Below are 22,683 nucleotides of genomic sequence, written 5' to 3'. Positions count from 1 at the left end.
CTATGAAATTTCACCTTAAATGTAATCGTTATCTTAAAAGTTGCATAAAAAAATAAGCGCAAATGTCTTTGCGCTTACGTGTTATTTTTCTTTATTTTTGTTCTTTAGAATCATTGTAGAAAGTACATGTGGCACTTTGTGTTTTTTGTCTTTATCAATGTCTTTAAGCATTTCTGTAAGATGCTCAACTACCTCTTGTTTGCGTTTATCACTATGTCGTGACAACCAAGATGATGTTTCGATACGCTTTGTCCATGCTTCGTCTGTAAACTTAAGTCTGTAATCTTTCTTAAACAACTCTCTTAAGTCGAATTTCTCAAACTTAAGTTCGCTGAACCACTCTACGGGGAAACCATTGATCATTTGAATAGAATACTTTTTTGAACCAGCTGGATCTAATTTTTCACCTTTAGCTGATTCCTTAATAATTTTCATTGTTTCTTTCATCATCTTATTGTTTACTCTAAATCCGATGTCAGAAATAACGAGAAAACCATTTGGTTTTAATAGACGTACAACTTCTTTTATCGCTTTTCCGCTATCGAAGTATTGCCATGCTCGAAGTGCGATCACTATATCATACTTCTTTTCTTTTAAAGGAATTGTTTCTGCAACACCTTGAATGAACGTTACATTTTTACCTTCTGTATATTCTTCTCCCAGTTTAATAAATGTTTCTGAAGGTTCGACTGCATCGACAATTGCCCCTTCGTCAGCCATCATTGCACTTAAAAATCCCGGTCCTGCACCTAAATCAAGAACCTTCTTGCCTTTTAAATCAACGCCTCTAATCTTTAACTCCTCTAAAAACTCGTCCGGTATATCATTTCTGTTTTCATAGAATTCATATTCAAATTTATGTAAATTATCCATAGTAACCCTCTTTCATAATTATATTTCGGTTATCGAACTTATTTATTGTTTTCTACCCTTAATACGGTGTATCATACTATATGTTGTTAATTTGAGTAAAGGGGGAGACAGAATGACAAAATTGCTTACTGTATTTATATCAATCGCTGTAATGATTTTAATTTCACATTTTATACTTGATTTAGTTATTCCATCACTCGGTTCAAGAAATATTTCGCTTGCTATTGTGATTGGAGCTGTTGCCGGCTTTTATATCTATACCCTAATTGACAATAAATATTTAGATTAACTGTTCATATTAATGTTCAATATATTATCATTTTGAATTGGAGGCGTCTTTTTGTCAAAAACTACAACTAACAAACCAGATTATCGATTGATAGCGATATTAATCACTGGTGCTTTTATTGCTTTTCTTTCTAATACTTTCTTAAATGTCGCGTTGCCTGCCATTAAAAATGAATTTGGTGTATCTACTGGTACTGTGCAATGGGTATCTACATCATACATGCTTGTGGCTGGAATTGTAATCCCAACGACAGCATATCTAATGAATAAATTTAGCGCTAGGCAAATATTCTTATCTGCAATGAGCTTATTCTTATTAGGTGCTACAATTGCAGGTTTTTCACTTAATTTCCCTATGCTGATTATCGGTCGTATGACACAAGCAGCTGGGTCAAGTATACTTATGCCACTACTTATGAATACAATGATACGTAGCTTCCCACCTGAGAAACGTGGTACAGCAATGGGGCTGTTCAGTCTAGTGATGTTCTTCGCGCCAGCAATTGGTCCAACACTTTCAGGTTTCATTGTTCAATCATATTCATGGCATATGCTATTTATAATGATGTTACCAATCATATCTATCATTCTTGTCGTTGGATATAAATTACTACCTGAGATAAAACACACGCGCAACGCGGTACTGGATATTCAATCCGTGATTCTTTCGACACTCGGATTCGGATTGTTACTATACGGATTAGTTTCTGCAGGTGATCATAAATTACTTTCAGTAGTTACACTTGCACCAATCATTATTGGTCTAATCTTAGTTTACCTATATATAATGAGACAAATGAAGCTACAAATGCCGATGTTGAACTTCCGAGTGTATAAACACAAGATGTATACACTTGGTGCGATTATCAGTTCTGCTTCAAACATGGGACTATTTGCTGGTATGATTCTCGTACCAGTATTCTTACAGGAGATTCAAGGTAGAAGTCCGCTTGAGACTGGACTATTATTGTTACCAGGTGCTTTAATCATGGGATTCCTATCTCCAGTATCTGGTAAATTATTCGACAAGATAGGACCTAAATGGCTTGCGATCAGTGGGTTGCTCCTTGCAACTGTCACAACGTATATGTTCAGTAGACTGACATTTGACACAAGTTTTAGTTACCTACTCACGCTGTATATGATTCGTGCACTTGGGATGACGATGGTGAACACACCAGTCATGACAAACGGTATGAATGACTTACCAAGAGAATTGACGCCAGATGGATCATCTTTAAATAGTATGATGAACCAAGTATCAGGAGCAGTTGGTATTGCAGTTTTAATCTCAGTAATGCAAGGCTATATGAACTTTAGACTAAGAGGAGTTGCGAACCCTACAATATTAGAAACAAATCAAGCGATGCTTGACGGTATTAACTTAAGTTTCTTTATAGGATCCATATTTATGGCAATTGGACTAATCACATCACTCTTTTTAAAACCAGCATACTCGTCTGAGAAGATGGATGAGGGGCTTACAGCCGTTAGACCTATCGGTGAATCACATAAAATTAAACGAAAAGAATAATATTTATAAAGAGATGTAGCAACCAGTTGCATGTTTTCTGTTAGAATGAATTGAGAAGAAAATAAATTTTATTTAAAACTTAAAAAACACGCTATTCCTCTATGAATAGCGTGTTTTTTTATGGGTTATACTTTATAGTCACTCTATATATTTAGCTATCTTCACCTACTCGTTTTATGATTTCGATAATTGTTTTCACTGATTTTTCCATGTCGTCTATTGATGCGAATTCGTATTTACCATGGAAGTTTTCTCCTCCTGTAAATATGTTTGGCGTCGGAAGTCCCATATATGAAAGTTGTGATCCGTCTGTACCTCCTCTAATTGGCTCAATGATCGGAGCAATATCTAATGACTCCATTGCTTTTTTAGCATATTCAATGATTTCCATATGTGGTTCGATCTTGTCTTTCATGTTGTAGTACTGGTCTTCCATTTCGAGCTCAATTTTAGCTTTCGTGTGTTTATCTTGTAATGCTTTAACAGCATCCACCATCTGTTGCTTACGTACTTTAAATTTTTCTTTGTCATGGTCTCTGATAATGTATTCTAAAACTGTCTTTTCTGTCGTACCGTTGATTTCTAATAAGTGGAAGAACCCTTCATATCCTTTCGTATGCTCAGGTGTGTCTTTCTCATCAAACTGTAAGATAAACTCAGCAGCAATACGTCCTGAATTCACCATAACGTCTTTTGCAGTACCTGGGTGAACGTTCGTTCCATGAACAGTGACTTTTACCCCTGCAGCGTTAAAGCTTTCATATTGAAGCTCTCCGACTGGGCCCCCGTCTACAGTATATGCAAAGTCTGCTCCAAATTTTTCAACATCAAAATTATGCGGTCCACGCCCAATTTCTTCGTCTGGTGTGAAAGCAATTCTTACGTCTCCTATATTGTCAGCTGGATTATTCTTTAAGTGTTCAACAGCTGTGATAATTTCTGCGATACCTGCTTTGTTGTCCGCACCAAGAAGAGTGGTACCGTCTGTTGTCATAAGAGTATGTCCAACGTAATTTTTTAAAGCTGGGAATTGTGATTCTGTAATAGAGACACCTAGTGCTTTATTTAAAAGAATATCTCCACCTCGGTATTCAACAACTTGTGGTTTTACATTTGTACCTGTGAAGTCAGTAGCTGTGTCAACGTGTGCTAGGAATCCAACTGTTTTCGCATCTTTATTTTGACCTCTTAAAGTTGCGAACAGGTAACCATTGTCGTCTAAAATAATGTCTTCTAAACCAATCTTTTGGAGCTCTTCTTTTAAAACATTTAGAAGATCAAACTGTTTCTGTGTTGAAGGTACAGACGTACTAGATGCATCAGATTGAGTATCAATCGTTGTATATCTTGTGAGTCTTTCAATAAGTTTTTCTTTCATAACTTAACTATCCCCTTTTTTATAATTAACTTTATTTTACCATAAGAAAAACACCTGTATATTGAAGTGTGTATTTTCAATGTACAGGTGTGATTGTTAAAATAATGGATTGTTTGTCATAAGTGCAACTTCTTTTTCATGACGATTTAAAGCGAGGTGGATTAGTTCATCTAATAGTTCACGATATGAGATTCCAGAAACTTCGATAAGTTTAGGATACATAGAAATTGAAGTGAATCCCGGTAATGTATTAATTTCGTTTACAAGTACTTGACCCGTTTCTGTTAAGAATACGTCAACACGTGAGAACCCTTCGCAGTCGAGTGTCTTAAACGTGCGGTATGCAACGTCTTGAATTTTTATCTTTTCATCCTCAGTAATTTCTGCTGGAATCATAAGTGTCGCACCATCGTCTGTTAGATATTTTGATTCATAGTCATAAAAATCAACGTTAGATACGATTTCTCCAGGAACAGAAATAAATAACTCTTCATTTCCTAAAACAGATACTTCGATTTCACGACCTACGATTGCTTCTTCAATTAAGACTTTAGTATCGAATTTGAATGCTTCGCTTAAGGCATGATTGTATTCTTTTTCATCGACTACTTTAAATACACCAACAGAAGATCCTTGGTTTGCTGGCTTAATGAACATTGGTGTACCTAATTTTTCACTCGCATCTGTAAATGAGCATGTATCACACTCATAATCATTTAATACAATGCCTCTTGCAACATCAATCCCTGCGAGTGTGAGTAATCGCTTAGTGATATCTTTATCCATCGCAATTGCACTTGAACGCGTATTACAACCAACAAATGCAACTCCTGCGCTGTTAAATGCACCTTGAACGTTTCCATCTTCACCATAAGTTCCGTGTAACACAGGTAGCATCACGTCAATTGAAACAGGACCCTTATCAGTTTTAAATTGGTTCCCAGGAACGATGTAAAGTGTTTCAGCATCTGAATTTTCTAAGTCAATTTCACTTAATTCAGTCGTTGTTCTCCAAGTACCGTCTTTAAGTACGTGAATTAAACGAATGTTGTATTTGTCTTTATCGATCTCATCTAATACGCTTTTCGCACTGCGTAAAGATACCTCGTATTCAGTGGATTTTCCACCATATATTAAACCTACTGTTATTTTACTCATTTATATTTCCCTCATTAATTATAAAGTTAGTTATATATTATCACATCGATATCACTGTTATCCATCGTTCGTATGAATATAACCTCTTAGTACTGTGGTATAATTTTACATAACTTTATTTGAAGGGATGGTTACTTTTGAAACAGTTTTTCTCTTATTATCGTCCATATAAACTGCTATTCACGATTGACTTTGCATCAGCAGTATTTGTTGGATTATTAGAGCTTCTATTCCCCGTAATCGTCAGTTATTTTATTGATGGTTTACTCCCTACAGGAAATTGGAAATGGATCATTCTGGCAAGTCTAGGCTTACTTTTTGTATATATATTAAATACATTTATGCAGTTTGTTGTGACTTATTGGGGGCACATGCTTGGTACAAATATTGAAAGAGATATTAGAAATGATCTCTTTAGTCATATACAGAAACTATCTTATAGTTACTTTGACAACACTAAGACAGGTAAACTCCTAACACGGCTTACAAACGACCTTATGAATATCGGTGAAATGGCCCACCACGGACCAGAAGATTTATTCATTGCTATTATGACGCTCTTAGGTGCATTCGGAATCATGTTCTGGATCAATCCACAGCTTGCAATTATTTCATTCATAATCGTTCCACTTATCTTAGTTATTGCAATTTATTTCAACAAGAAGATGACCGTAACTTTTAGAGAGTTATTCAGTCGCGTATCTGACTTTAATCATTTAATCGAAGATAAAATAGGTGGAATTCGATTAGTACAAGCATTCGCGAATGAAGACAAAGAAATTGATGCTTTTAAAAAGCTAAACGATGCGTTTAGACGTACGAAATTAAAAGCATATAAAATCATGTCTTTCAACGTTTCAAGTACATACATGCTCATGAGATTCGTTACTGTGTTTATCCTAATTGCTGGTGCCTACTTCGTTATGAACGGTAAAATCACATACGGTGAGTTTGCCGCATTCATTTTAATGTCGAACATTCTTTTTAAACCTTTAGAAAAAATCAACGCAGTAATAGAGCTTTACCCGAATGGTATTGCTGGTTTTAACCACTTTAGAGAAATCATGAAAATCGAACCAGATATTCAGGAAAAAGAAAACCCCATTGTTTTAGAAAATATCAAAGGTGAGATTGAATACAGAAATGTTTCATTCGGATACGACCGTTCTATAGTGCTAAACAATATTTCATTAAAGATAAAACCAGGTGAAACAGTTGCATTCGTTGGACCATCAGGTGCAGGTAAAACAACACTATCTGCCCTACTTCCTAGATTTTATGATGTTCAAAAAGGGCAGATTACAATTGACGGGATTGACATTCGTGATTTACAACTTAAATCATTAAGAGAGCATATCGGAACTGTTCAACAAGATGTATTCTTATTTACAGGTACTTTGAGAGATAATGTTGCTTACGGTAAGCTCGATGCTACGGATGAAGAAATCTATGATGCATTAGAAAAAGCACAACTTAAAGAACTCGTAGACACTTATCCAGATGGGCTCGACACGGTGGTCGGTGAACGTGGAGTAAAACTCTCTGGTGGACAAAAACAACGTATTTCTATTGCTCGTATGTTCTTAAAGAACCCACCAATACTTATTTTAGATGAAGCGACGAGTGCTCTAGACTCTGAAACAGAACTTCATATTCAAAATGCATTAAACAGATTATCTGTAGGACGTACTACATTAATAATAGCGCACAGACTAGCTACGATTAAAAATGCGGACAAAATTATGGTTGTTACTAAAAACGGAATCGCAGAAACAGGTACACATGAAGCATTACTTAAAAACTCAGAAGGTATATACCGTGCACTACATGATGCACAATTCAATACATTGTAAAGAAGGTCGTTTAATGAAAATAGGTTATCAAGGGGTGCCAGGGAGCTATAGTTCTCTGGCATCTGCAAAATTCTTTGGAGAAAAATCATTCGAATCATTTGGCTACACAACGTTCAAAGAACTCGTTGAAGCATTAATGATTGAAGATGTAGACTACATTGCTTTACCCGTTGAAAACTCAACTTCTGGCCCTATCACAAGAACAATCGATCTTATGAAATATCTAGAAGTTAGTGTTGTAAGTGAAATCTATGTGAAAATTGATCATGCATTAATCACAAAAAAAGAAACAAACTTTGAAGATATTCAAGTTGTATATTCTCATCCCGAAGCTCTTGAACAGTGCATCACATATCTTAATGAAATTGAGAAACTTAAAATCAAAGAATATCATGATACTGCTGGTGCAGTTGAGATGGTGAAAAATAGCAATCTTACATATATCGCAGCAGTAGCTGGTACACATGCCGCAGAACTTTATGACATGAAAGTTCAAAAAGAGAATATCAGTGATAACCCTTTAAACACGACGCGCTTCTTAATCTTTAAAAAAGGACATGAGCCAAACGTATCTCATAAAGAGAAGACAAGTATATATTTAGAAACTGAACACTCGACGGGATCGTTAAACGAGATCCTAAACATCTTTAGTAAGCATCACATCAACCTACTCTACTTGACGTCTAGACCAATTCAGAAAAAAGCATTTTCTTATGGATTCTTCATTGATGTGGAACGCAGTGAAAAAGGTAATTTAACTGCAAGTTTAAATGAGATTAAAGAGAAATCTATGTACTTAAATATCCTTGGAACTTACGCACCAGGTGAACTCGTGACGTCTTAAAAACAAGAAATACGAAAAGTCACCTTGATATTAAATTCATGTATAATTAATCTATCTAACTTATGGGGGATCTTAGTGAATGTTTAAAAAACTATATTATGTATCTGTAGTAATCTTGCTAATTGCCTTGGCAATAAACGTTGCAAGTCTTTTCACAACAGCGGTGCATCCGCTCCTTGGCGTAGGTTCAGCGTTTTTATCAGTAATATTTTTCTACTACACTAGACATAGAGCAAGAGAAGAAATAGAAGAAGAAAATAAGCATATGTAAATTAAAACACCCAACGCATTAAAAAATGTGTTGGGTATCTTTATTTATAAGAAGGCTTTTGACTATAGTTCACTCCTCAAGCTAGTAACGATCGCACCTAATTCAATTACGTTAACGCCTAGATATGCTAAGAAGTTATACTCTTTGGGAATGACAACAATAGATAAAAACTGACGAACATCGTAAGTGTGTATAGCAGGAGTGTCGGTATCTTCATATTCGCTTAAATCCAAATAGTCTTGTCTTCAGCATCCGTACGAATTCTCTTAGGTATCTTACCAAGTGCTGCTTTACCAAGGAAGATTACACCGATAACTTCTTCATCTCCTTCCAGTTTAAAAACCTCTCTCACAGGCGCGCTATTATATACCCCACCTGTTTTCCAGATCGACTGAATATCTTTTGCTGTTGCTTCGAGTAACATATTTTGAATCGCTGCACCAATTGAAAGTATGTCTTCTTTATAATCGCCACGTGGATTCTCTTTATTCTCAGAATAAATTACCGCAATTGCAGTTGGTGCAAACAGTGCTTTAGAGATCATTTTTTCTCGTCTCTTTTCGATCTCATCAGAAGCTACATTTTTATATTTGTCTTCCACAAATGAAAGACACGCGTTGTAGAAAGGCATTCTAGAATCGCCTTCCATGACAATAAATCGCCATGCTTCTGTAAAATGATGTGTGGGTGCATGTGTTGCCGCTTCAATAATGTCTTCTACATCTGTATGACTAATTGGTTCGATATCCTTAAATAGTTTCGTGCTGCGACGTAATCTAATCGCTTCTTGTACGTTCATTCAAATCAACCATCCTTTAATTATTAATTTAATGATACTATAAGTATAAGAATATTTTAACTTTGGAGGTAAAATGGAAAAGTTCCTTAAATTTACATCGTCATTTTTACTTGGTGCCTTGGGTGGCTTCGGATTATTGTGGCTCATGCTTAAAATCGATCTGAACGAACAAACGATACTGGGAAGTATCATTCTAATAGTTGCTGGTACATTATTCTTTGGACTTGCACAACTCTTTATAAAAAAAGTAATCATATCAAAAAATGATCCTTATCCAGGAGTCTATTATGCGATATTTGTTACACCATTCTTTTTAATATTTTTCGGCTCGTTATTTCTATATTTTTAATGTTTAAGTACGGTTCTATTTTGGCTTTATCGGTTTTTAAAACGATTTAACGAAAGTCCAATTCCTGCCTATTTAGAAAGTTTTTAACTCAGATTGAAGGATTATTTTCGTTTAGATTACTATCCATAATAGACTTTATTTATATCATGGCTATAATCGGAGTACATCCAGTCGCAAATATTGGCTTGTTATCTATTCTAGTCGGAATGTTCATATAATACTTTGTATAAAAATATAAATCTATATATATAGTCCAACGAATCATTGTTGCAAACATTTTAATCTGGTATTATTGTTAAATAAATATACGATTGGAGATTATTATGAAACTTTTAAAAGACCGTATTATAAATGATGGCAACGCATTAAGTGAGAATGTTCTCAAAGTAGATTCGTTCTTAAATCACCAAATTGACCCTGTCTTAATGAAAGCAGTCGGCGAAGCATTTATCGAACGATTTAAAGACACTGAAATCACAAAAGTACTTACACTTGAATCTTCAGGTATTGCACCCTCTGTTATGGTTGGATTGAAGTTAGATATACCTGTCGTATTCGGAAGAAAGAGACAATCATTGACACTTAATGACGATCTCTACACTTCGCAAGTATTTTCATATACTAAACAAGAAACAAACACGATTGCAGTTGCACGTCAATTTTTATCTCCAGAAGATAAAGTACTAATCATAGATGACTTTTTAGCAAACGGCGAGGCTGCAAATGCACTTATGGATGTTGTGAACCAGTCTGGTGCTGAAATTGTCGGATTCGGTATTGTCATTGAAAAAGCTTTCCAAAGCGGTGGTAAGATATTACGAGACAAGGGATATAGAGTGGAATCCCTGGCTAAAATTGAATCGATGTATGAAGGTAATATTAAATTTGTGGGTGACACTGAATGAGAGAAGCAAACATGTTTAAAGACATGTCACTCGGACTTCAGCACGTACTAGCGATGTACGCTGGTGCTGTAGTCGTTCCTCTGATTGTCGGTTTTTCTATTGGTCTGACTACTGCACAATTGACATATTTGATTTCCATTGACATCATGATGTGTGGCGTCGCAACAATTTTACAAGTATGGAAAAATAAATTTATGGGTATCGGCCTTCCAGTTGTCTTAGGGTGTACGTTCACTGCTGTTGGACCAATTATCAACATTGCAAATACATATAGTATTGGTTCAGTGTATGGAGCGATACTTGTCGCTGGTTTATTCGTTGTTCTAATTGCAAAATATTTTAGTAAACTCATCAAGTTTTTCCCACCTGTAGTTACAGGTTCTGTAGTTACAATCATTGGTGTGACACTCATCCCTGTGGCGCTAAATAACTTTGCTGGTGGACAGGGTGCAGATGATTTTGCATCGCTAGAAAATATTGGGCTTGGATTTTTAACACTTTTGATTATCCTACTTGTGTTGAAATTTGCTAAAGGTTTTTTTGCATCGATCGCTATTTTAATTGGTATAGTTGTAGGAACGATTATCGCAGCATTCTTTGGCCTGGTAGACTTATCAGCCGTTAAAGAAGCGTCATGGTTGCATTTACCTGTAGTATTCTATTTTGGTACACCAGAGTTTCATCTTGTACCAATTTTAACGATGATACTAGTCGCTATGGTAAGCCTTGTTGAATCCACTGGTGTTTATTTTGCTCTAGGAGATATCACTAATAAAGATATACGTGAAGCGGATTTAAAGCGTGGATATCGTGCGGAGGGTGTGGCAATATTATTCGGTGGTCTGTTTAACTCATTACCTTATACGACATTTAGCCAAAATGTTGGCTTGATTCAATTGTCCGGTGTACGTCGCCTTCGCATCATCTACATTGCTGGTGTCATGCTGATTTTACTTGGTTTAATGCCAAAAATTGGTGCGGCGACACTCGCAATACCGGAGTCTGTGCTCGGCGGTGCGATGATTGCGATGTTCGGTATGGTTATTTCTTATGGCATTAAGATGCTATCTACGGTTGATTTTGAAAACCAAAACAACTTAATGGTCGTCGCAATTTCAATTGCATTTGGACTCGGTGTTACTGCAGTTCCTGACGTTTTCAAATCACTGCCTTCAAGTATTTCTGTCATTACTGAAAGTGGAATTGTGATGGGAAGTCTCACTGCGATTATTTTAAACTTAGTTTTAAACTTTAATTTAGAACCAAATGATGATGTTAAAGATCAGTTGTTTGAAGTCATGCCTGATGAGGACACTGAATCTCTCACTGAAGATTATAAATAAAAAACAGCCGTCTGAGCCGATAACGACTCAGACGGCTGTTTTTTTATTTACTATAATACTGTCTCTGAAGCTCTTTTACTCTATCTTCAAATTCTTTAACTGGACCTACTACCTCAATACCTGCGACGATATCTTCTATAGATAATGATTTAATATTACCTTTATCCACACCAAATTCGTCTTGCCAAGATCTGAACTGATCACTGCTTGTTGCATAGACAATCTTTCCTAGACCATTGATGCCGTGTGCAGTTGCACACATTGGACAGTGCTCACCTGATGTGTACACTACTGATTTTTTTCTTTCTTCAGCGGTCATATTTTGACTCGCCCATCTCGCAATTTCAAACTCTGGGTGCCTTGTATTATCTCCGGTAGAAATATGGTTATTGTCTTTAAATAAAATTTCTCCTTTGTCACTTACGAGTACGGAACCGAATGGTTGATTGCCTTCCTTCAACGCTTGTTCCGCTTGCTGTACTGCAATCTCTAAGTACCCTAGCTCTTTTTCTGTAAGCATCGTTACCACTCCATCTTTTTAAAATATCGCAATCTTGGATTCCTCTAAAATGATATGAATTGTTTGACCTACTTCTAGGTCCATCCGCGTAGTCAAGAGTATAAAAGGATGTGCATCGTATTCAAAATGTATCCAGTTTTCTTTCCCTAAATAATCGATGGACTTTATTACTACTGGTTCGCCACTATCTATGTCAGATATTTTTATGTGTTGTGGACGAACTCCAAACAGTTTCCCTGTTTCATCTTTGAAGAGATTCATCTTAGGTGTCCCAAAAAATCTCCCAACAAATGGTGTTTTTGGTTCTAAATAGATCTCACGTGGCGTACCAATTTGTTCGATAATCCCATTATTGATTATCATTATACGATCAGCAATAGTCATCGCCTCGGTTTGATCATGGGTCACAAAAATAAGTGTTGTATTGTTTTCTTTATGAAACTCTTTTAACTCCTCATGTAGTTTAAAACGAAGATCTGTGTCTAAACTCGACAATGGTTCATCCATTAAAATAATTTCTGCTTCAGTAGCCAGTGCACGTGCTAGTGCAACGCGTTGTTTTTGTCCGCCTGACAACTCGTTCGGATATCGGTTTGACAATTTCTCAATTTGTAACTTATGCGAGATAGATTCCACACGTGCTCTAATATCCGTTTTATTCATTCGTTTTGACTTTAATGCAAATGCGATATTATTATACACCGTCATGTGGGGATATAGAGCAAAATCCTGAAAGACAAACGACACATTTCGATTTTTTGAATTCTCATGTGTAATCTCTCTCCCACCCATAAAAACCTCACCAAAGTCTGGTTTTACCAACCCAGCAATTAAATTTAAGATAGTGCTCTTACCTGATCCCGATGGCCCAACTATAACGAACGCTTCACCTGACTTAACACTAAAATTAATATCATTCAGTATTTGATTGTCTAGATATGATTTAAATATACCTTTTAATTCGATTTTCTTCATAATTTCATTATACCAATTTAACGTGCGAAATTCTTGAGCATGCGTGGTTTGTTCGTTAGTATTAAGATAGGAACCATTAAAGTGAGGAGTAGTTTTATGAAAAAGTATAATGTAGAGAGTTTTAATTTAGATCATACAAAAGTAGAGGCTCCATTTATTCGATTAGCGGGTACAGTTGATGGTGCGATTGGTGATACAGTTCATAAATATGACTTAAGATTTAAACAACCTAATAAAGCTTTCTTAAAAATGCCAGTAATGCATACACTCGAGCATTTAATGGCAGAAAATATGAGAAACCATTATCCAAATGTGATTGACTTAAGCCCTATGGGATGTCAGACAGGTTTCTATCTCACGGTATTTAATGATAAAAACCCAGAAAACATTGCCGAAGCACTCGAAAAAGCGTTGCTGGACTGCCTAGCTGCAACAGAAATACCGGCCCAAAATGAGGTGCAATGCGGATTCGCAAAGAGTCACGATTTAGAAGGAGCTAAAAACGCTGTAAAAGAGATGCTAGATGGCAAAAATACTTGGCACAAAGTATTTGCTGATGAATAAGTTTTCTAAAAAAGTTAACAACATTGATATGACTTTTGTCAATAAAATAATTGCACTTTAGTGAAAAGTTTAGCATACTATAGTTGAAACGTTTTTATAAAATTATAGGGAGTGTCGATTTTAATATGTCACAGCTAGAAAAAGTTAAAAATGGCAAAGGGTTTATCGCTGCATTAGACCAAAGTGGTGGTTCAACACCAAAAGCACTTAAATTATATGGTGTAAATGAAGACCAGTATAATAATGAAGATGAGATGTTTGATCTTGTTCACGAGATGAGAACACGTATCGTTACTGCTCCATACTTTACAGGTGAACACATTTTAGGGGCTATTTTATTCGAACAAACGATGGACCGAGAGGTTGACGGTAAATACACTGCTGACTATTTAATCGAAAAAGATGTTGTTCCATTCTTAAAAGTAGACAAAGGTCTTGCTGATGAAGAAAACGGGGTTCAACTCATGAAGGATATGCCTGAACTCGATGCACTACTTGATCGTGCAAATGAAAGAAACATTTTTGGAACTAAGATGCGTTCTGTAATCAATAGCTTCAATGAAGCAGGCATCAAAGCAGTTGTTGACCAACAGTTTGAATTTGGTAAAAAAATCTTAGCAAAAGGTTTAGTGCCAATCATTGAACCTGAAGTGAATATTAATTCAACTGATAAAGAAGAAATTGAAACATTCTTAAACAAAGAAATGTTATCTCATTTAGATGCACTTTCTGAAGGCGAAGATGTGATGCTTAAATTAACAATCCCAACTGAAGCAAATCTTTACGAAGATCTTGTAAATCATCCACGAGTGATTCGTGTTGTTGCTTTATCAGGGGGTTACACGAGAGACGAAGCAAATGCATTACTTAAGAAAAACAACGGTATTTTAGCAAGCTTCTCACGTGCACTAACTGAAGGTTTATCTGCAAATCAATCAGATGATGAGTTCAATGCCGATTTAAAGAAATCAATTGAATCTATCTACGATGCATCGGTAAATAAAAATTAAGATTTAGAATTAATTCGAACGTAGTGCTACAATATAAGCACTACGTTTTTTTGAGGTTATTATGAAATTAAATATACTATATGAAGACAATCATACGATTGTTGTTGAAAAACCAGTCAATATCCCCGTTCAAGAAGATTCATCTCAGGACAAGGATTTACTCAATTTAGTTAAAGAATACATCAAAAATAAATACAATAAACCAGGCAACGTGTATTTAGGACTCGTTCATAGACTGGACCGCCCTACTGGTGGTCTCGTGGTATTTGCAAAAACATCTAAAGCAGCAAGCCGGTTATCAAACGCGCTACGTCTGAAACAAATAGAACGAGGATACTTAGCAGTTGTTCACGGAAATCTAAAAAATAATGGTACTCTAACAGACTACTTATTTAAAGACCAAAATACAAATACATCTTCTGTGGTACATAGAAATAAAACAGGTGCAAAAAAAGCCGTCTTACATTATCAGGTAATAAAGAACGCAGACGATTTTTCTCTTGTATCAGTTAAACTAGAAACAGGACGCTCCCATCAAATACGCGTACAATTCGCACATCTCGGTCACCCTCTTTATGGTGATCAACGCTATGGGCAAGGTGTGAATAAGGTTGGAGATCAGCTAGCACTTTTTGCGAATGAACTCAATTATAAACACCCAACGCAAGATAGAATCATCCATAACTCTGCAAATCCCCCAAAGATTCATCCTTGGAATTTATTTAATATGGAGATTAAAAATGTGCGTCATTAATTTTAAAATAAATAACGATCCAAATTATATATTAGCTATCGCAGCGAACAGAGATGAGTCTTATAACAGACCAGCATATCCTGCAAGAATACATGGCAATATTCTTCATGGTACGGATGCACATCGTGGGGGGACTTGGCTTGGAATAACTAAAACGGGGCGCATCGCTATGATCACAAACATTAGAAATGTTGAGGAAATGACGAAGAAATCTCCCTTATCCCGTGGGGATATCGTTCTTGATTTTTTACGCTCTGAAAGTGATGCTAAATCGTTTTTAGCACAGTTAAGAACAGAAAGTTCTAAATATGGAGGTTTTAATGTCATTCTTGGTGATTTAGACAGCCTCTACTATATGAATAATTACGACAATCAGATTGAAATATTATCTGAAAATACGCACGGTGTATCTAATGCTTTCCTAAATACACCATGGGCGAAAGTACAGCATGGTAAACATACGCTTGATCGCCTTTCAGGAGACATAGAAGAAGACAAAGCCACATTACTTCGTCTATTATCATCAAGTAAAAAGACACATAGCCATCGTCAAAATACAGGTATAGATAAAGCGCTAGAATATGCTTTATCCAGTCAATTTATAGAGCTTCAAGATATGGAATATGGAACACGATGTAGCACTGTCATATTGATTACGCACGACGGTTTCGCTCACTTCTTAGAGCGTACATATACACGTGGTACTTTTGATTTTGATACAGAATTTAAATTTAAAATAGGTGAAGCATAAAAAAAGAGTACACGTTTACAATGTGTACTCTTTTTTAATACTTCTTTTTATGACTCTAGTCGTAATTCTCCATCATTCATCTTAAAAACACGATCGCAATATCCGATTAGTCTTGTGTCATGTGTTACAACGATTGTCGTTGTATTTTTATTTTTCGTTTCATTTCTCAGGAGTGCCATTACTTCAAATGCGCGATCTGAATCAAGAGATGCGGTTGGTTCATCTGCGAGTATGAGCGAAGGATTACTATAAAGCGCTTTTGCTATCGCAACTCTTTGTTTTTCTCCCCCTGACAGGTCACTCGGGTATTTATTTTTTAAATCCTCAATACCTAAGTCTTCATAGAGCACCTTCAATTCTTCCGGTGTCATATTATTTTTCTTAACTTTATCAAGTAATTTAAATTGCTTTTCGACAGTGAGGAAAGGTATTAAATTAGATGCTTGTAAAACAAATCCGATTTCATTTAAACGTACTTTAGAGCGTTTTTTCTCACTTAAGTCAGTAAGTGATGAGCCGTTTATGATGACGTTCCCTTCACTTGGAGACAGTAGTCCGCCTACGATAGTCAAAAAGGTACTTTTACCAGAACCAGAAGGCCCAATAATTGCAATGACTTCTCCCTTTTCAGCTGTAAAACTTGTGCTTTTTAAAGCTTCTACTTTTTTGTGACCTTTACCGAACGTTTTATTAACATTTTTTAACTCTAGAACAGACATCAATTATCCCCCTATCGCTTTCAATGGATCAATCTTAAATATTGTAAGGACTGAGAATACAGCCCCGAGAATTGCAACAACAATTAGAACGATACCATATAAAAGCATCGTAACAATATCAAATGACACAGGCACTGCTGCGGGTAAAAATTGGCCAGTTAATAGTGTTAAGATAAATCCAACAGCTACACCTAAGAATGCCAAAATAAATGTCTGAGCAATCACAGATTTTGCAAGATACAAGTTAGATATCCCTTGTGCTTTCATGAGACCAAACATGCTAATTTTTTGTACCGTTAACACGTATAGGAAAATCGCCACAATTACTGACGAGATAATAAACAAGAAATAGATCATAAACGTTAACGTCAAGTTCTGTTCAGTGTATCCGGGTAGATTTTCTATAAATGTTTCAATTTCAATGACTTCTAGATCCTTATCAGAAACACTATTTTTAATGTTACCACGTACAACGATTGCATTAATTTGTTCTTCCATGTTTGAATTTTGTCCCTTACCAAACTTAATTTCTTGGAACGTTTCTAAATTCGCATACAAAACAGGCGCCGCATTAAAACGAGCATTGTTTGTAAACCCAACAATCTTAAGCTTTTCTTCAGATGAAGATAACTCAAGCGTATCGCCCAGCTTAAACCCTTCTTCTTTTAGAGCGTCACTTGCTACGACTTCTTTCTCTTTACTAAACGCTTTTCCCTCAACCACATTTGGCATTAAAAATTCATTTTTACGAATACCAAAAAGTGCGATGTTTGCTTTCTTATCGCCTTCCCTAGCGATTGCACTGATTTGTCCAAGAACAGCACTTTCATCTGCATTTACTTCCTTCACTTGATCTAGATTCATTGAAGACTGTAGGAGGCTCTTATCTGACTCCTCAGTTAGGATGATTCCATCCGCTTGCCACTTATCAACAGATTCTCTATTTAAATCCTTTAAACCTGTTGCAAGACCAGATAAAAAGAATACGAGATAAGAAACAAGCATTAACACTCCAATAATTAAAATGAATCGGAGTTTGTTTTTCTTAATTTCATTCCATGCTAAAAACATAGATCGACTACCTTTCTTATAATATCTTATCTATTAATATATATCATAGATAAGATAAAATATATGGGTTCATGCAAAGTAAACACCTTATTCCTAAAGAGAATAAATACAGTTAACCCTCATATATTTAATTATTTTACTTTAATTACAATTTTTCCTTTAGCATGGTGCGTGGCACTTAATGCATGTGCCTCTCTCAGTCCTTCTTCAGTTAATGAGAATGTATGACCGATATGTGTTTTAACCTCACCTGATTCCAATAGCGCACCGAGTTCAGCTAGTTGTTTACCATTAGGCTTTAGCCATAGAGACTCTGCAGTAATTCCGTTCGCTCTTGCTGCTTCTTGATTAGGCTGACCAGCAATAGATACAAGCTTTCCACCTTTTTTAACAACGCTAAGACTTTTCTCTAGAATTTCTCCACCCATAGTATCCACTACTAAATCAACATCTTTAGCAACATCTGTAAAATCTGTCGTTTCATAATTAATGAACGTATCTACGCCAAGTGATTTTAAAAATGCTTCATTTTTGCCACTAGCAGTAGACAGCACATGTGCACCTAAACTTTTTGCAATCTGAATACCAAGGCTACCCACACCTCCAGAACCTGCGTGAATTAAAACTGTATCTCCTTCTTTTACTGAACCGAAATCCACTAGGCATTGCCATGCAGTGAGTCCTGCTAAAGGTACTGAAGCGGCTTCTTCAAAGCTAATATTTGTTGGCTTTAAAGCAACTAAGTTTTCATCCACTGCGACATACTCTGCATACGTGCCATTCTCAGTTGCTGGACGTGCAAATACCTCATCTCCAACTTTAAAATTAGTTACCTTTGTACCTACTTCTACAACAACTCCCGCTGCATCCCATCCTAATATAAGTGGGAATTCGACCGGCATATAGTCTTTCATATAACCGGCACGAATTTTCCAATCAATTGGGTTGATTGAAGTGGCATGCATTTCTATTAATACTTGGTTTTCTTTTATTACTGGTTCAGGAAACTCTTTTTCAATAAGCTGATCTACATCACCATATTGTTCTATAACGATAGCTTTCATAAACTAACACTCCTAAAATTTGTCCTTCCTTAATAATATAATGGATTTTTAAGGCTATTTCACAAAACGTGATTGTAAAGAACATTTCAACAATAACCTTAATATCTTTACAATCAAAATTACAATCAAAATTTCTTAGCACACTTTTAATTTTGGTAAAACTTCTAATGTTTGTGTATTTTTAACATCTGCAATTGAATTATGGTTTGCATGTTTTGATTGAGTACCACCTTTACCATTCTCGCGTTTATTCATTAATGTTTGAGTATTGAGGTATTGGGGAATTAAGTAATAACAAATAAATTAGTCTTAGGAGATATATTATGAAAATTTTAGATAGTACTGCATTAATACTTTTAGTAGTTGGTGGCTTAAATTGGCTACTCGTAGGTTTATTCGAATTTGATCTTGTCGCAACAATTTTCGGTGGTCAAGATTCTATCCTTGCTAAAATCGTTTATGTTTTAGTAGGTGTATCAGCTCTCTATTGCCTCAAACTTTTTGGTTATATTGGTAATCGCCCACACGTAAACAATACAAAAAGAGATTTATAATTGAAATAACGGTTTTTATTCCAAAGTTCCTTTTGGTGTGAACCAACTGCAACCCTAAAAACCCTAACGCAGCCGATAGACAGATACCGTGAGGTATATGCTTACCGGCTGCGTTTCTGTTTACAGACTTTATATATACTAAGAATATTGATGGAGACCAAGGACTTCAAAAGGAAAGCTAATCGAGAATTCGTATAAATTCTACAAAGGTGCTAGGACTAGCTAAGTGAGGTGTTTTCACAATGATTAGGATATAACTGAAAATGGCTTAGGTAAAAATAAAGACACATAATGTTTTGCTTAAGCATAAATAGGGTATTTTGTTATTGAATAGACTATACCTTCTACTAAAGATGTTCTGAGTATTCGTTCCGTTATTAGATATCCAATGAATTCGGAGGGATTTCTATGGATAAAAATAAAAAGCAAGCGTTTGTGATTGATAAAACAAATGAACCTAGAAAAGATGCTATTTCAAACATGATTGATGAAGGTGGCTTGGGTGCTGAGAAGTACTATGTAATTAAGAAGAATCATAAAAGCCGCAATGACCATGCTTCTAATATTCTTTCTAACAAAGATCCAAATATAGAAACAGAACATCTATAAACACCTAACAAAAACACCCACTCCGTCATGCAAACGGGGTGGGTGTTTTTTAAGACTCATTCACATTAATAATAATTTGTTTCTCTTTAAGATTATCTAAACACTCTTTTAAATATGCAGTGTTATGTTCTTTATAAATGGGATTATCCGTCTCTACTACTTCAAGCGAATCATAAGGTGCCATTTGCTTACCTCGATAATTCTTATCCCACCATTCTTCAGAAACATTATAGCCTCTTACTTTCATTTCATTCATTACTAAATAGTGATACTGATATAGTAGATAAGGAGAGTACTCAAATACATAGTTCACAGTTGCATGTGGTTTTTTCCAACCTTTACCACGTAGCGCACAGCACTCTCTATGCTGACCAAGCAACTGATTTCTTGGAAGTAATGGAATTAACTCTTCGTGCCATAGTCTCAATATACGCCCTCCTTAATGGATATATAAATTACCTATATAGTATCACTAAATATTTAAAACCTTACACCATACTTATGGTGTAAGGTTTTATTTATGATTTTACATCATTCCTGGCATGCCGCCCATACCCATATCCATATTGCTTTCTGGTTCTGGAATATCTGCAACTACCGCTTCAGTTGTCAGGAACATCGATGCAACGGATCCTGCGTTTTGTAATGCGGATCTTGTTACTTTTGTAGGATCAACAATTCCCGCTTCAATCATATCTACCCACTCATTTGTTGCTGCATTAAAACCAAATCCTGATTCTTGTTCTTTAAGTTTCGCAACAACTACTGATCCTTCTAGTCCAGCGTTTTCAGCAATTTGACGAATTGGTGCTTCTAATGCTTTAAGTACAATATTGACACCTGTTTGCTCGTCACCTTCTGCATCTATTTGTGACACTGTGTTATACACTTGAACGAGTGCTGTACCGCCACCTGCAACAATGCCTTCTTCGACTGCTGCACGTGTTGAGTTTAATGCGTCCTCAATACGGAGTTTACGTTCTTTCATTTCTGTTTCTGTTGCTGCTCCGACTTTAATGACAGCTACCCCACCTGCTAATTTTGCTAAGCGTTCTTCTAATTTTTCTCTGTCGAAATTTGAATCTGTTTGTTCAAGTTGTGACTTAATTTGAGTAATACGTCCTTCTAGTGCTGTTTCATCACCGGCACCTTCAACGATTGTCGTATCTTCTTTAGTTACTTGTACGCGTGATGCACGTCCAAGCATATCTAAAGTTGTATCTTTTAATTCTAATCCAAGTTCTTCCGTGATGACTTGTCCACCTGTTAAAATTGCGATATCTTGAAGCATTTCTTTACGACGGTCTCCGAATCCTGGTGCTTTTACTGCAATCGCAGTGAATGTGCCTCTCAATTTATTGAGTACAAGGTTTGCAAGTGCATCTCCTTCTACATCATCAGCAATAATTAAGATTGGTCTACCTTGCTGTACAATCTGCTCTAAGATAGGAAGTAAGTCTTGTTGGAAGTTTGAAATCTTTTTATCCGTAATTAAGATATACGGATTATCTAAGTCCGCAACCATTTTTTCTGAGTCAGTGACCATATAAGGTGATGAGTACCCACGGTCAAACTGCATACCTTCTACGACTTCAAGCTCTGTTTTTAAACCACGTGATTCTTCAATCGTGATTACACCGTCTTTTCCAACTTTTTCCATTGCTTCAGAAATAAATATGCCCACTTCTTCGTCGTTTGCAGAAATAGCACCTACTTGTGCAATAGATTCTTTGTCTTGAACTGATCTAGAAATTTCTTTTAATTCTTCTACAGCAACTTCCACTGCTTTTTGAATGCCTCGGCGAATTCCGACTGGGTTCGCTCCTGCTGTAACGTTTTTAAGTCCTTCTTCAATCATGGAATGAGCAAGTACTGTTGCAGTTGTCGTACCGTCTCCTGCTATTTCATTTGTTTTTGTAGCAACTTCAGCAACAAGTTTTGCTCCCATATTTTCAAAACGATCTTCTAATTCAATTTCTTTTGCAATTGTTACACCATCATTTGTGATAAGTGGTGTTGTATATGATTTATCTAAAACGACGTTACGTCCTTTTGGTCCAAGTGTTACACGAACAGCTTTCGCAAGCTTTTCTACTCCATTTAACATGGATTGACGTGCGTCTTCTGAAAATTTAAGTTCTTTAGCCATTATTTAAACTCCTCCAATTATTCAATTACTGCTAGAATTTCATTATCTGTTAAAATTAAATAATCTTTTCCATCATGCTCAACTTCTACTCCTGCATATTTAGAGTAAATGACAGTTTCTCCTACTTCAACATCAAGTGGTGTAACTGTTCCATTTTCAAATACGTTACCTGGTCCAACAGCAACAACTCTACCTTGAACAGGCTTTTCCTTTGATGCATCCGTTAGGATGATTCCACTTTTAGTTGTTTCTTCTTTTTCACTAATATCTACAATAACTCTATTACCTAAAGGTCTTAGCATATGTTGTCCCTCCAAAATAATGTCTTAGCACTCTAAACAATGTATT

Annotated in this window: 27 protein-coding genes; 14 read left to right on the top strand and 13 right to left on the bottom strand. The window is 35.9% G+C overall.

Translation table 11 applies throughout. From position 1 onward, the window contains the following. Positions 1–81: 81 nt before the first annotated feature. Complete coding sequence (locus H9D55_RS03785; protein ID WP_186076996.1) at positions 82–873, bottom strand: class I SAM-dependent methyltransferase; 792 nt, start codon at positions 871–873, stop codon at positions 82–84. A 112-nt stretch (positions 874–985) separates the two neighbouring features. Here H9D55_RS03785 and H9D55_RS03780 point away from each other — a divergent pair, with 112 nt between their 5' ends. Continuing rightward, entirely contained in the window at positions 986–1,162 is a 177-nt protein-coding gene (locus H9D55_RS03780) for a hypothetical protein (protein ID WP_186076994.1), read from the top strand. A gap of 51 nt (positions 1,163–1,213) precedes the next feature. Then, positions 1,214–2,695, top strand: coding sequence for an MDR family MFS transporter (locus H9D55_RS03775; RefSeq protein WP_186076992.1), 1,482 nt, complete (start codon positions 1,214–1,216; stop codon positions 2,693–2,695). A 151-nt stretch (positions 2,696–2,846) separates the two neighbouring features. Here H9D55_RS03775 and pepT read toward each other — a convergent pair whose 3' ends face one another. After that, positions 2,847–4,073 carry a peptidase T gene (gene pepT, locus H9D55_RS03770; RefSeq protein WP_186076990.1) on the bottom strand — a complete coding sequence of 409 codons (1,227 nt, stop codon included), beginning with the start codon at positions 4,071–4,073 and terminating at the stop codon, positions 2,847–2,849. A 96-nt stretch (positions 4,074–4,169) separates the two neighbouring features. Continuing rightward, on the bottom strand, positions 4,170–5,231 hold the full coding sequence (locus H9D55_RS03765; protein WP_186076988.1) for a D-alanine--D-alanine ligase family protein: 1,062 nt from the start codon (positions 5,229–5,231) through the stop codon (positions 4,170–4,172). Positions 5,232–5,350: 119 nt separating this feature from the next. Between H9D55_RS03765 and H9D55_RS03760 the strand changes: the two genes are divergently transcribed. From H9D55_RS03760 to H9D55_RS03750, 3 genes are all read left to right on the top strand, one after another. Next, on the top strand, positions 5,351–7,084 hold the full coding sequence (locus H9D55_RS03760) for an ABC transporter ATP-binding protein (protein WP_235963102.1): 1,734 nt from the start codon (positions 5,351–5,353) through the stop codon (positions 7,082–7,084). A gap of 13 nt (positions 7,085–7,097) precedes the next feature. After that, positions 7,098–7,928: a prephenate dehydratase gene (locus tag H9D55_RS03755; RefSeq protein ID WP_186076984.1), complete on the top strand. Its 831-nt coding sequence runs from the start codon at positions 7,098–7,100 to the stop codon at positions 7,926–7,928. A gap of 79 nt (positions 7,929–8,007) precedes the next feature. Next, the gene (locus H9D55_RS03750; protein ID WP_186076983.1) at positions 8,008–8,199 is read left to right on the top strand and encodes a hypothetical protein; all 192 of its coding nucleotides are present in this window, start codon (positions 8,008–8,010) and stop codon (positions 8,197–8,199) included. Between the two features lie 62 nt (positions 8,200–8,261). Here the strand turns inward: H9D55_RS03750 and H9D55_RS03745 are convergent, their stop codons facing one another. After that, the gene (locus tag H9D55_RS03745; protein ID WP_186076981.1) at positions 8,262–8,432 is read right to left on the bottom strand and encodes a hypothetical protein; all 171 of its coding nucleotides are present in this window, start codon (positions 8,430–8,432) and stop codon (positions 8,262–8,264) included. Then, positions 8,423–8,998 carry a nitroreductase family protein gene (locus H9D55_RS03740; protein WP_186076979.1) on the bottom strand — a complete coding sequence of 192 codons (576 nt, stop codon included), beginning with the start codon at positions 8,996–8,998 and terminating at the stop codon, positions 8,423–8,425. Before H9D55_RS03740 ends, H9D55_RS03745 begins: the two co-directional genes overlap by 10 nt. 73 nt (positions 8,999–9,071) lie before the next feature. Here H9D55_RS03740 and H9D55_RS03735 point away from each other — a divergent pair, with 73 nt between their 5' ends. From H9D55_RS03735 to H9D55_RS03725, 3 genes are all read left to right on the top strand, one after another. After that, positions 9,072–9,347, top strand: coding sequence for a hypothetical protein (locus tag H9D55_RS03735; protein ID WP_186076978.1), 276 nt, complete (start codon positions 9,072–9,074; stop codon positions 9,345–9,347). A 323-nt stretch (positions 9,348–9,670) separates the two neighbouring features. Continuing rightward, a complete protein-coding gene (locus tag H9D55_RS03730) occupies positions 9,671–10,252 on the top strand; it encodes a xanthine phosphoribosyltransferase (RefSeq protein WP_186076977.1) in 582 nt (193 codons plus the stop codon). After that, complete coding sequence (locus tag H9D55_RS03725) at positions 10,249–11,595, top strand: nucleobase:cation symporter-2 family protein (RefSeq protein ID WP_186076976.1); 1,347 nt, start codon at positions 10,249–10,251, stop codon at positions 11,593–11,595. Before H9D55_RS03730 ends, H9D55_RS03725 begins: the two co-directional genes overlap by 4 nt. A 43-nt stretch (positions 11,596–11,638) precedes the next feature. Here H9D55_RS03725 and H9D55_RS03720 read toward each other — a convergent pair whose 3' ends face one another. Continuing rightward, entirely contained in the window at positions 11,639–12,115 is a 477-nt protein-coding gene (locus H9D55_RS03720) for a nucleoside deaminase (protein WP_186076975.1), read from the bottom strand. A gap of 18 nt (positions 12,116–12,133) precedes the next feature. Continuing rightward, positions 12,134–13,090, bottom strand: a complete 957-nt coding sequence (locus H9D55_RS03715; RefSeq protein ID WP_186076974.1) for an ABC transporter ATP-binding protein — start codon at positions 13,088–13,090, stop codon at positions 12,134–12,136. Positions 13,091–13,186: 96 nt separating this feature from the next. Between H9D55_RS03715 and H9D55_RS03710 the strand changes: the two genes are divergently transcribed. The 4 genes from H9D55_RS03710 to H9D55_RS03695 all read left to right on the top strand — a co-directional run bounded on the left by H9D55_RS03710 (position 13,187) and on the right by H9D55_RS03695 (position 16,169). Further along, the gene (locus H9D55_RS03710) at positions 13,187–13,654 is read left to right on the top strand and encodes an S-ribosylhomocysteine lyase (RefSeq protein ID WP_186076973.1); all 468 of its coding nucleotides are present in this window, start codon (positions 13,187–13,189) and stop codon (positions 13,652–13,654) included. Between the two features lie 125 nt (positions 13,655–13,779). Further along, on the top strand, positions 13,780–14,664 hold the full coding sequence (locus H9D55_RS03705; protein WP_186076972.1) for a fructose bisphosphate aldolase: 885 nt from the start codon (positions 13,780–13,782) through the stop codon (positions 14,662–14,664). Positions 14,665–14,725: 61 nt separating this feature from the next. Further along, positions 14,726–15,418 (top strand): RluA family pseudouridine synthase, encoded by a 693-nt coding sequence (locus H9D55_RS03700; protein ID WP_186076971.1) that lies wholly within the window; start codon positions 14,726–14,728, stop codon positions 15,416–15,418. Further along, positions 15,405–16,169 carry an NRDE family protein gene (locus tag H9D55_RS03695; RefSeq protein ID WP_186076970.1) on the top strand — a complete coding sequence of 255 codons (765 nt, stop codon included), beginning with the start codon at positions 15,405–15,407 and terminating at the stop codon, positions 16,167–16,169. The genes H9D55_RS03700 and H9D55_RS03695 overlap by 14 nt, the downstream gene beginning before the upstream one ends. Before the next feature lie 47 nt (positions 16,170–16,216). Here the strand turns inward: H9D55_RS03695 and H9D55_RS03690 are convergent, their stop codons facing one another. The 3 genes from H9D55_RS03690 to H9D55_RS03680 all read right to left on the bottom strand — a co-directional run bounded on the left by H9D55_RS03690 (position 16,217) and on the right by H9D55_RS03680 (position 19,023). Further along, positions 16,217–16,888 carry an ABC transporter ATP-binding protein gene (locus tag H9D55_RS03690; RefSeq protein ID WP_186076968.1) on the bottom strand — a complete coding sequence of 224 codons (672 nt, stop codon included), beginning with the start codon at positions 16,886–16,888 and terminating at the stop codon, positions 16,217–16,219. A gap of 3 nt (positions 16,889–16,891) precedes the next feature. Next, positions 16,892–17,959 carry an ABC transporter permease gene (locus H9D55_RS03685; protein WP_186076966.1) on the bottom strand — a complete coding sequence of 356 codons (1,068 nt, stop codon included), beginning with the start codon at positions 17,957–17,959 and terminating at the stop codon, positions 16,892–16,894. A gap of 131 nt (positions 17,960–18,090) precedes the next feature. Continuing rightward, a complete protein-coding gene (locus H9D55_RS03680) occupies positions 18,091–19,023 on the bottom strand; it encodes an NADP-dependent oxidoreductase (protein ID WP_186076965.1) in 933 nt (310 codons plus the stop codon). A 323-nt stretch (positions 19,024–19,346) separates the two neighbouring features. On the opposite strand from H9D55_RS03680, the gene H9D55_RS03675 reads away from it, so the two are divergent. Then, entirely contained in the window at positions 19,347–19,577 is a 231-nt protein-coding gene (locus H9D55_RS03675; protein WP_186076963.1) for a DUF378 domain-containing protein, read from the top strand. A gap of 408 nt (positions 19,578–19,985) precedes the next feature. Then, positions 19,986–20,186, top strand: a complete 201-nt coding sequence (locus tag H9D55_RS03670; RefSeq protein ID WP_186076961.1) for a hypothetical protein — start codon at positions 19,986–19,988, stop codon at positions 20,184–20,186. Between the two features lie 49 nt (positions 20,187–20,235). Here the strand turns inward: H9D55_RS03670 and H9D55_RS03665 are convergent, their stop codons facing one another. The 3 genes from H9D55_RS03665 to groES form a co-directional block, all read right to left on the bottom strand. Beyond that, a complete protein-coding gene (locus H9D55_RS03665; RefSeq protein WP_186076960.1) occupies positions 20,236–20,613 on the bottom strand; it encodes a TIGR02328 family protein in 378 nt (125 codons plus the stop codon). Positions 20,614–20,712: 99 nt separating this feature from the next. Continuing rightward, positions 20,713–22,335 carry a chaperonin GroEL gene (groL, locus tag H9D55_RS03660; protein ID WP_186076959.1) on the bottom strand — a complete coding sequence of 541 codons (1,623 nt, stop codon included), beginning with the start codon at positions 22,333–22,335 and terminating at the stop codon, positions 20,713–20,715. 17 nt (positions 22,336–22,352) lie between these two features. Then, entirely contained in the window at positions 22,353–22,637 is a 285-nt protein-coding gene (gene groES, locus H9D55_RS03655; RefSeq protein ID WP_186076958.1) for a co-chaperone GroES, read from the bottom strand. Positions 22,638–22,683: the final 46 nt, after the last annotated feature.

It is taken from the genome of Phocicoccus pinnipedialis (genome assembly GCF_903994035.1).
GTDB classification, from domain to species: domain Bacteria; phylum Bacillota; class Bacilli; order Staphylococcales; family Salinicoccaceae; genus Phocicoccus; species Phocicoccus pinnipedialis.
This window is presented reverse-complemented; position numbering and strand designations above follow the sequence as displayed.

Coding starts and splice junctions, on each gene's coding strand:
- H9D55_RS03720 (WP_186076975.1), bottom strand. CDS start 12,115: ATGCTTACAGAAAAAGAGCTAGGGTACTTAGAGATTGCAGTACAGCAA.
- H9D55_RS03750 (WP_186076983.1), top strand. CDS start 8,008: ATGTTTAAAAAACTATATTATGTATCTGTAGTAATCTTGCTAATTGCC.
- H9D55_RS03700 (WP_186076971.1), top strand. CDS start 14,726: ATGAAATTAAATATACTATATGAAGACAATCATACGATTGTTGTTGAA.
- H9D55_RS03680 (WP_186076965.1), bottom strand. CDS start 19,023: ATGAAAGCTATCGTTATAGAACAATATGGTGATGTAGATCAGCTTATT.
- H9D55_RS03710 (WP_186076973.1), top strand. CDS start 13,187: ATGAAAAAGTATAATGTAGAGAGTTTTAATTTAGATCATACAAAAGTA.
- groL (WP_186076959.1), bottom strand. CDS start 22,335: ATGGCTAAAGAACTTAAATTTTCAGAAGACGCACGTCAATCCATGTTA.
- H9D55_RS03685 (WP_186076966.1), bottom strand. CDS start 17,959: ATGTTTTTAGCATGGAATGAAATTAAGAAAAACAAACTCCGATTCATT.
- H9D55_RS03705 (WP_186076972.1), top strand. CDS start 13,780: ATGTCACAGCTAGAAAAAGTTAAAAATGGCAAAGGGTTTATCGCTGCA.
- H9D55_RS03735 (WP_186076978.1), top strand. CDS start 9,072: ATGGAAAAGTTCCTTAAATTTACATCGTCATTTTTACTTGGTGCCTTG.
- H9D55_RS03675 (WP_186076963.1), top strand. CDS start 19,347: ATGAAAATTTTAGATAGTACTGCATTAATACTTTTAGTAGTTGGTGGC.
- H9D55_RS03690 (WP_186076968.1), bottom strand. CDS start 16,888: ATGTCTGTTCTAGAGTTAAAAAATGTTAATAAAACGTTCGGTAAAGGT.
- H9D55_RS03765 (WP_186076988.1), bottom strand. CDS start 5,231: ATGAGTAAAATAACAGTAGGTTTAATATATGGTGGAAAATCCACTGAA.
- H9D55_RS03715 (WP_186076974.1), bottom strand. CDS start 13,090: ATGAAGAAAATCGAATTAAAAGGTATATTTAAATCATATCTAGACAAT.
- H9D55_RS03740 (WP_186076979.1), bottom strand. CDS start 8,998: ATGAACGTACAAGAAGCGATTAGATTACGTCGCAGCACGAAACTATTT.
- H9D55_RS03755 (WP_186076984.1), top strand. CDS start 7,098: ATGAAAATAGGTTATCAAGGGGTGCCAGGGAGCTATAGTTCTCTGGCA.
- H9D55_RS03780 (WP_186076994.1), top strand. CDS start 986: ATGACAAAATTGCTTACTGTATTTATATCAATCGCTGTAATGATTTTA.
- H9D55_RS03725 (WP_186076976.1), top strand. CDS start 10,249: ATGAGAGAAGCAAACATGTTTAAAGACATGTCACTCGGACTTCAGCAC.
- pepT (WP_186076990.1), bottom strand. CDS start 4,073: ATGAAAGAAAAACTTATTGAAAGACTCACAAGATATACAACGATTGAT.
- H9D55_RS03695 (WP_186076970.1), top strand. CDS start 15,405: ATGTGCGTCATTAATTTTAAAATAAATAACGATCCAAATTATATATTA.
- groES (WP_186076958.1), bottom strand. CDS start 22,637: ATGCTAAGACCTTTAGGTAATAGAGTTATTGTAGATATTAGTGAAAAA.
- H9D55_RS03785 (WP_186076996.1), bottom strand. CDS start 873: ATGGATAATTTACATAAATTTGAATATGAATTCTATGAAAACAGAAAT.
- H9D55_RS03730 (WP_186076977.1), top strand. CDS start 9,671: ATGAAACTTTTAAAAGACCGTATTATAAATGATGGCAACGCATTAAGT.
- H9D55_RS03670 (WP_186076961.1), top strand. CDS start 19,986: ATGGATAAAAATAAAAAGCAAGCGTTTGTGATTGATAAAACAAATGAA.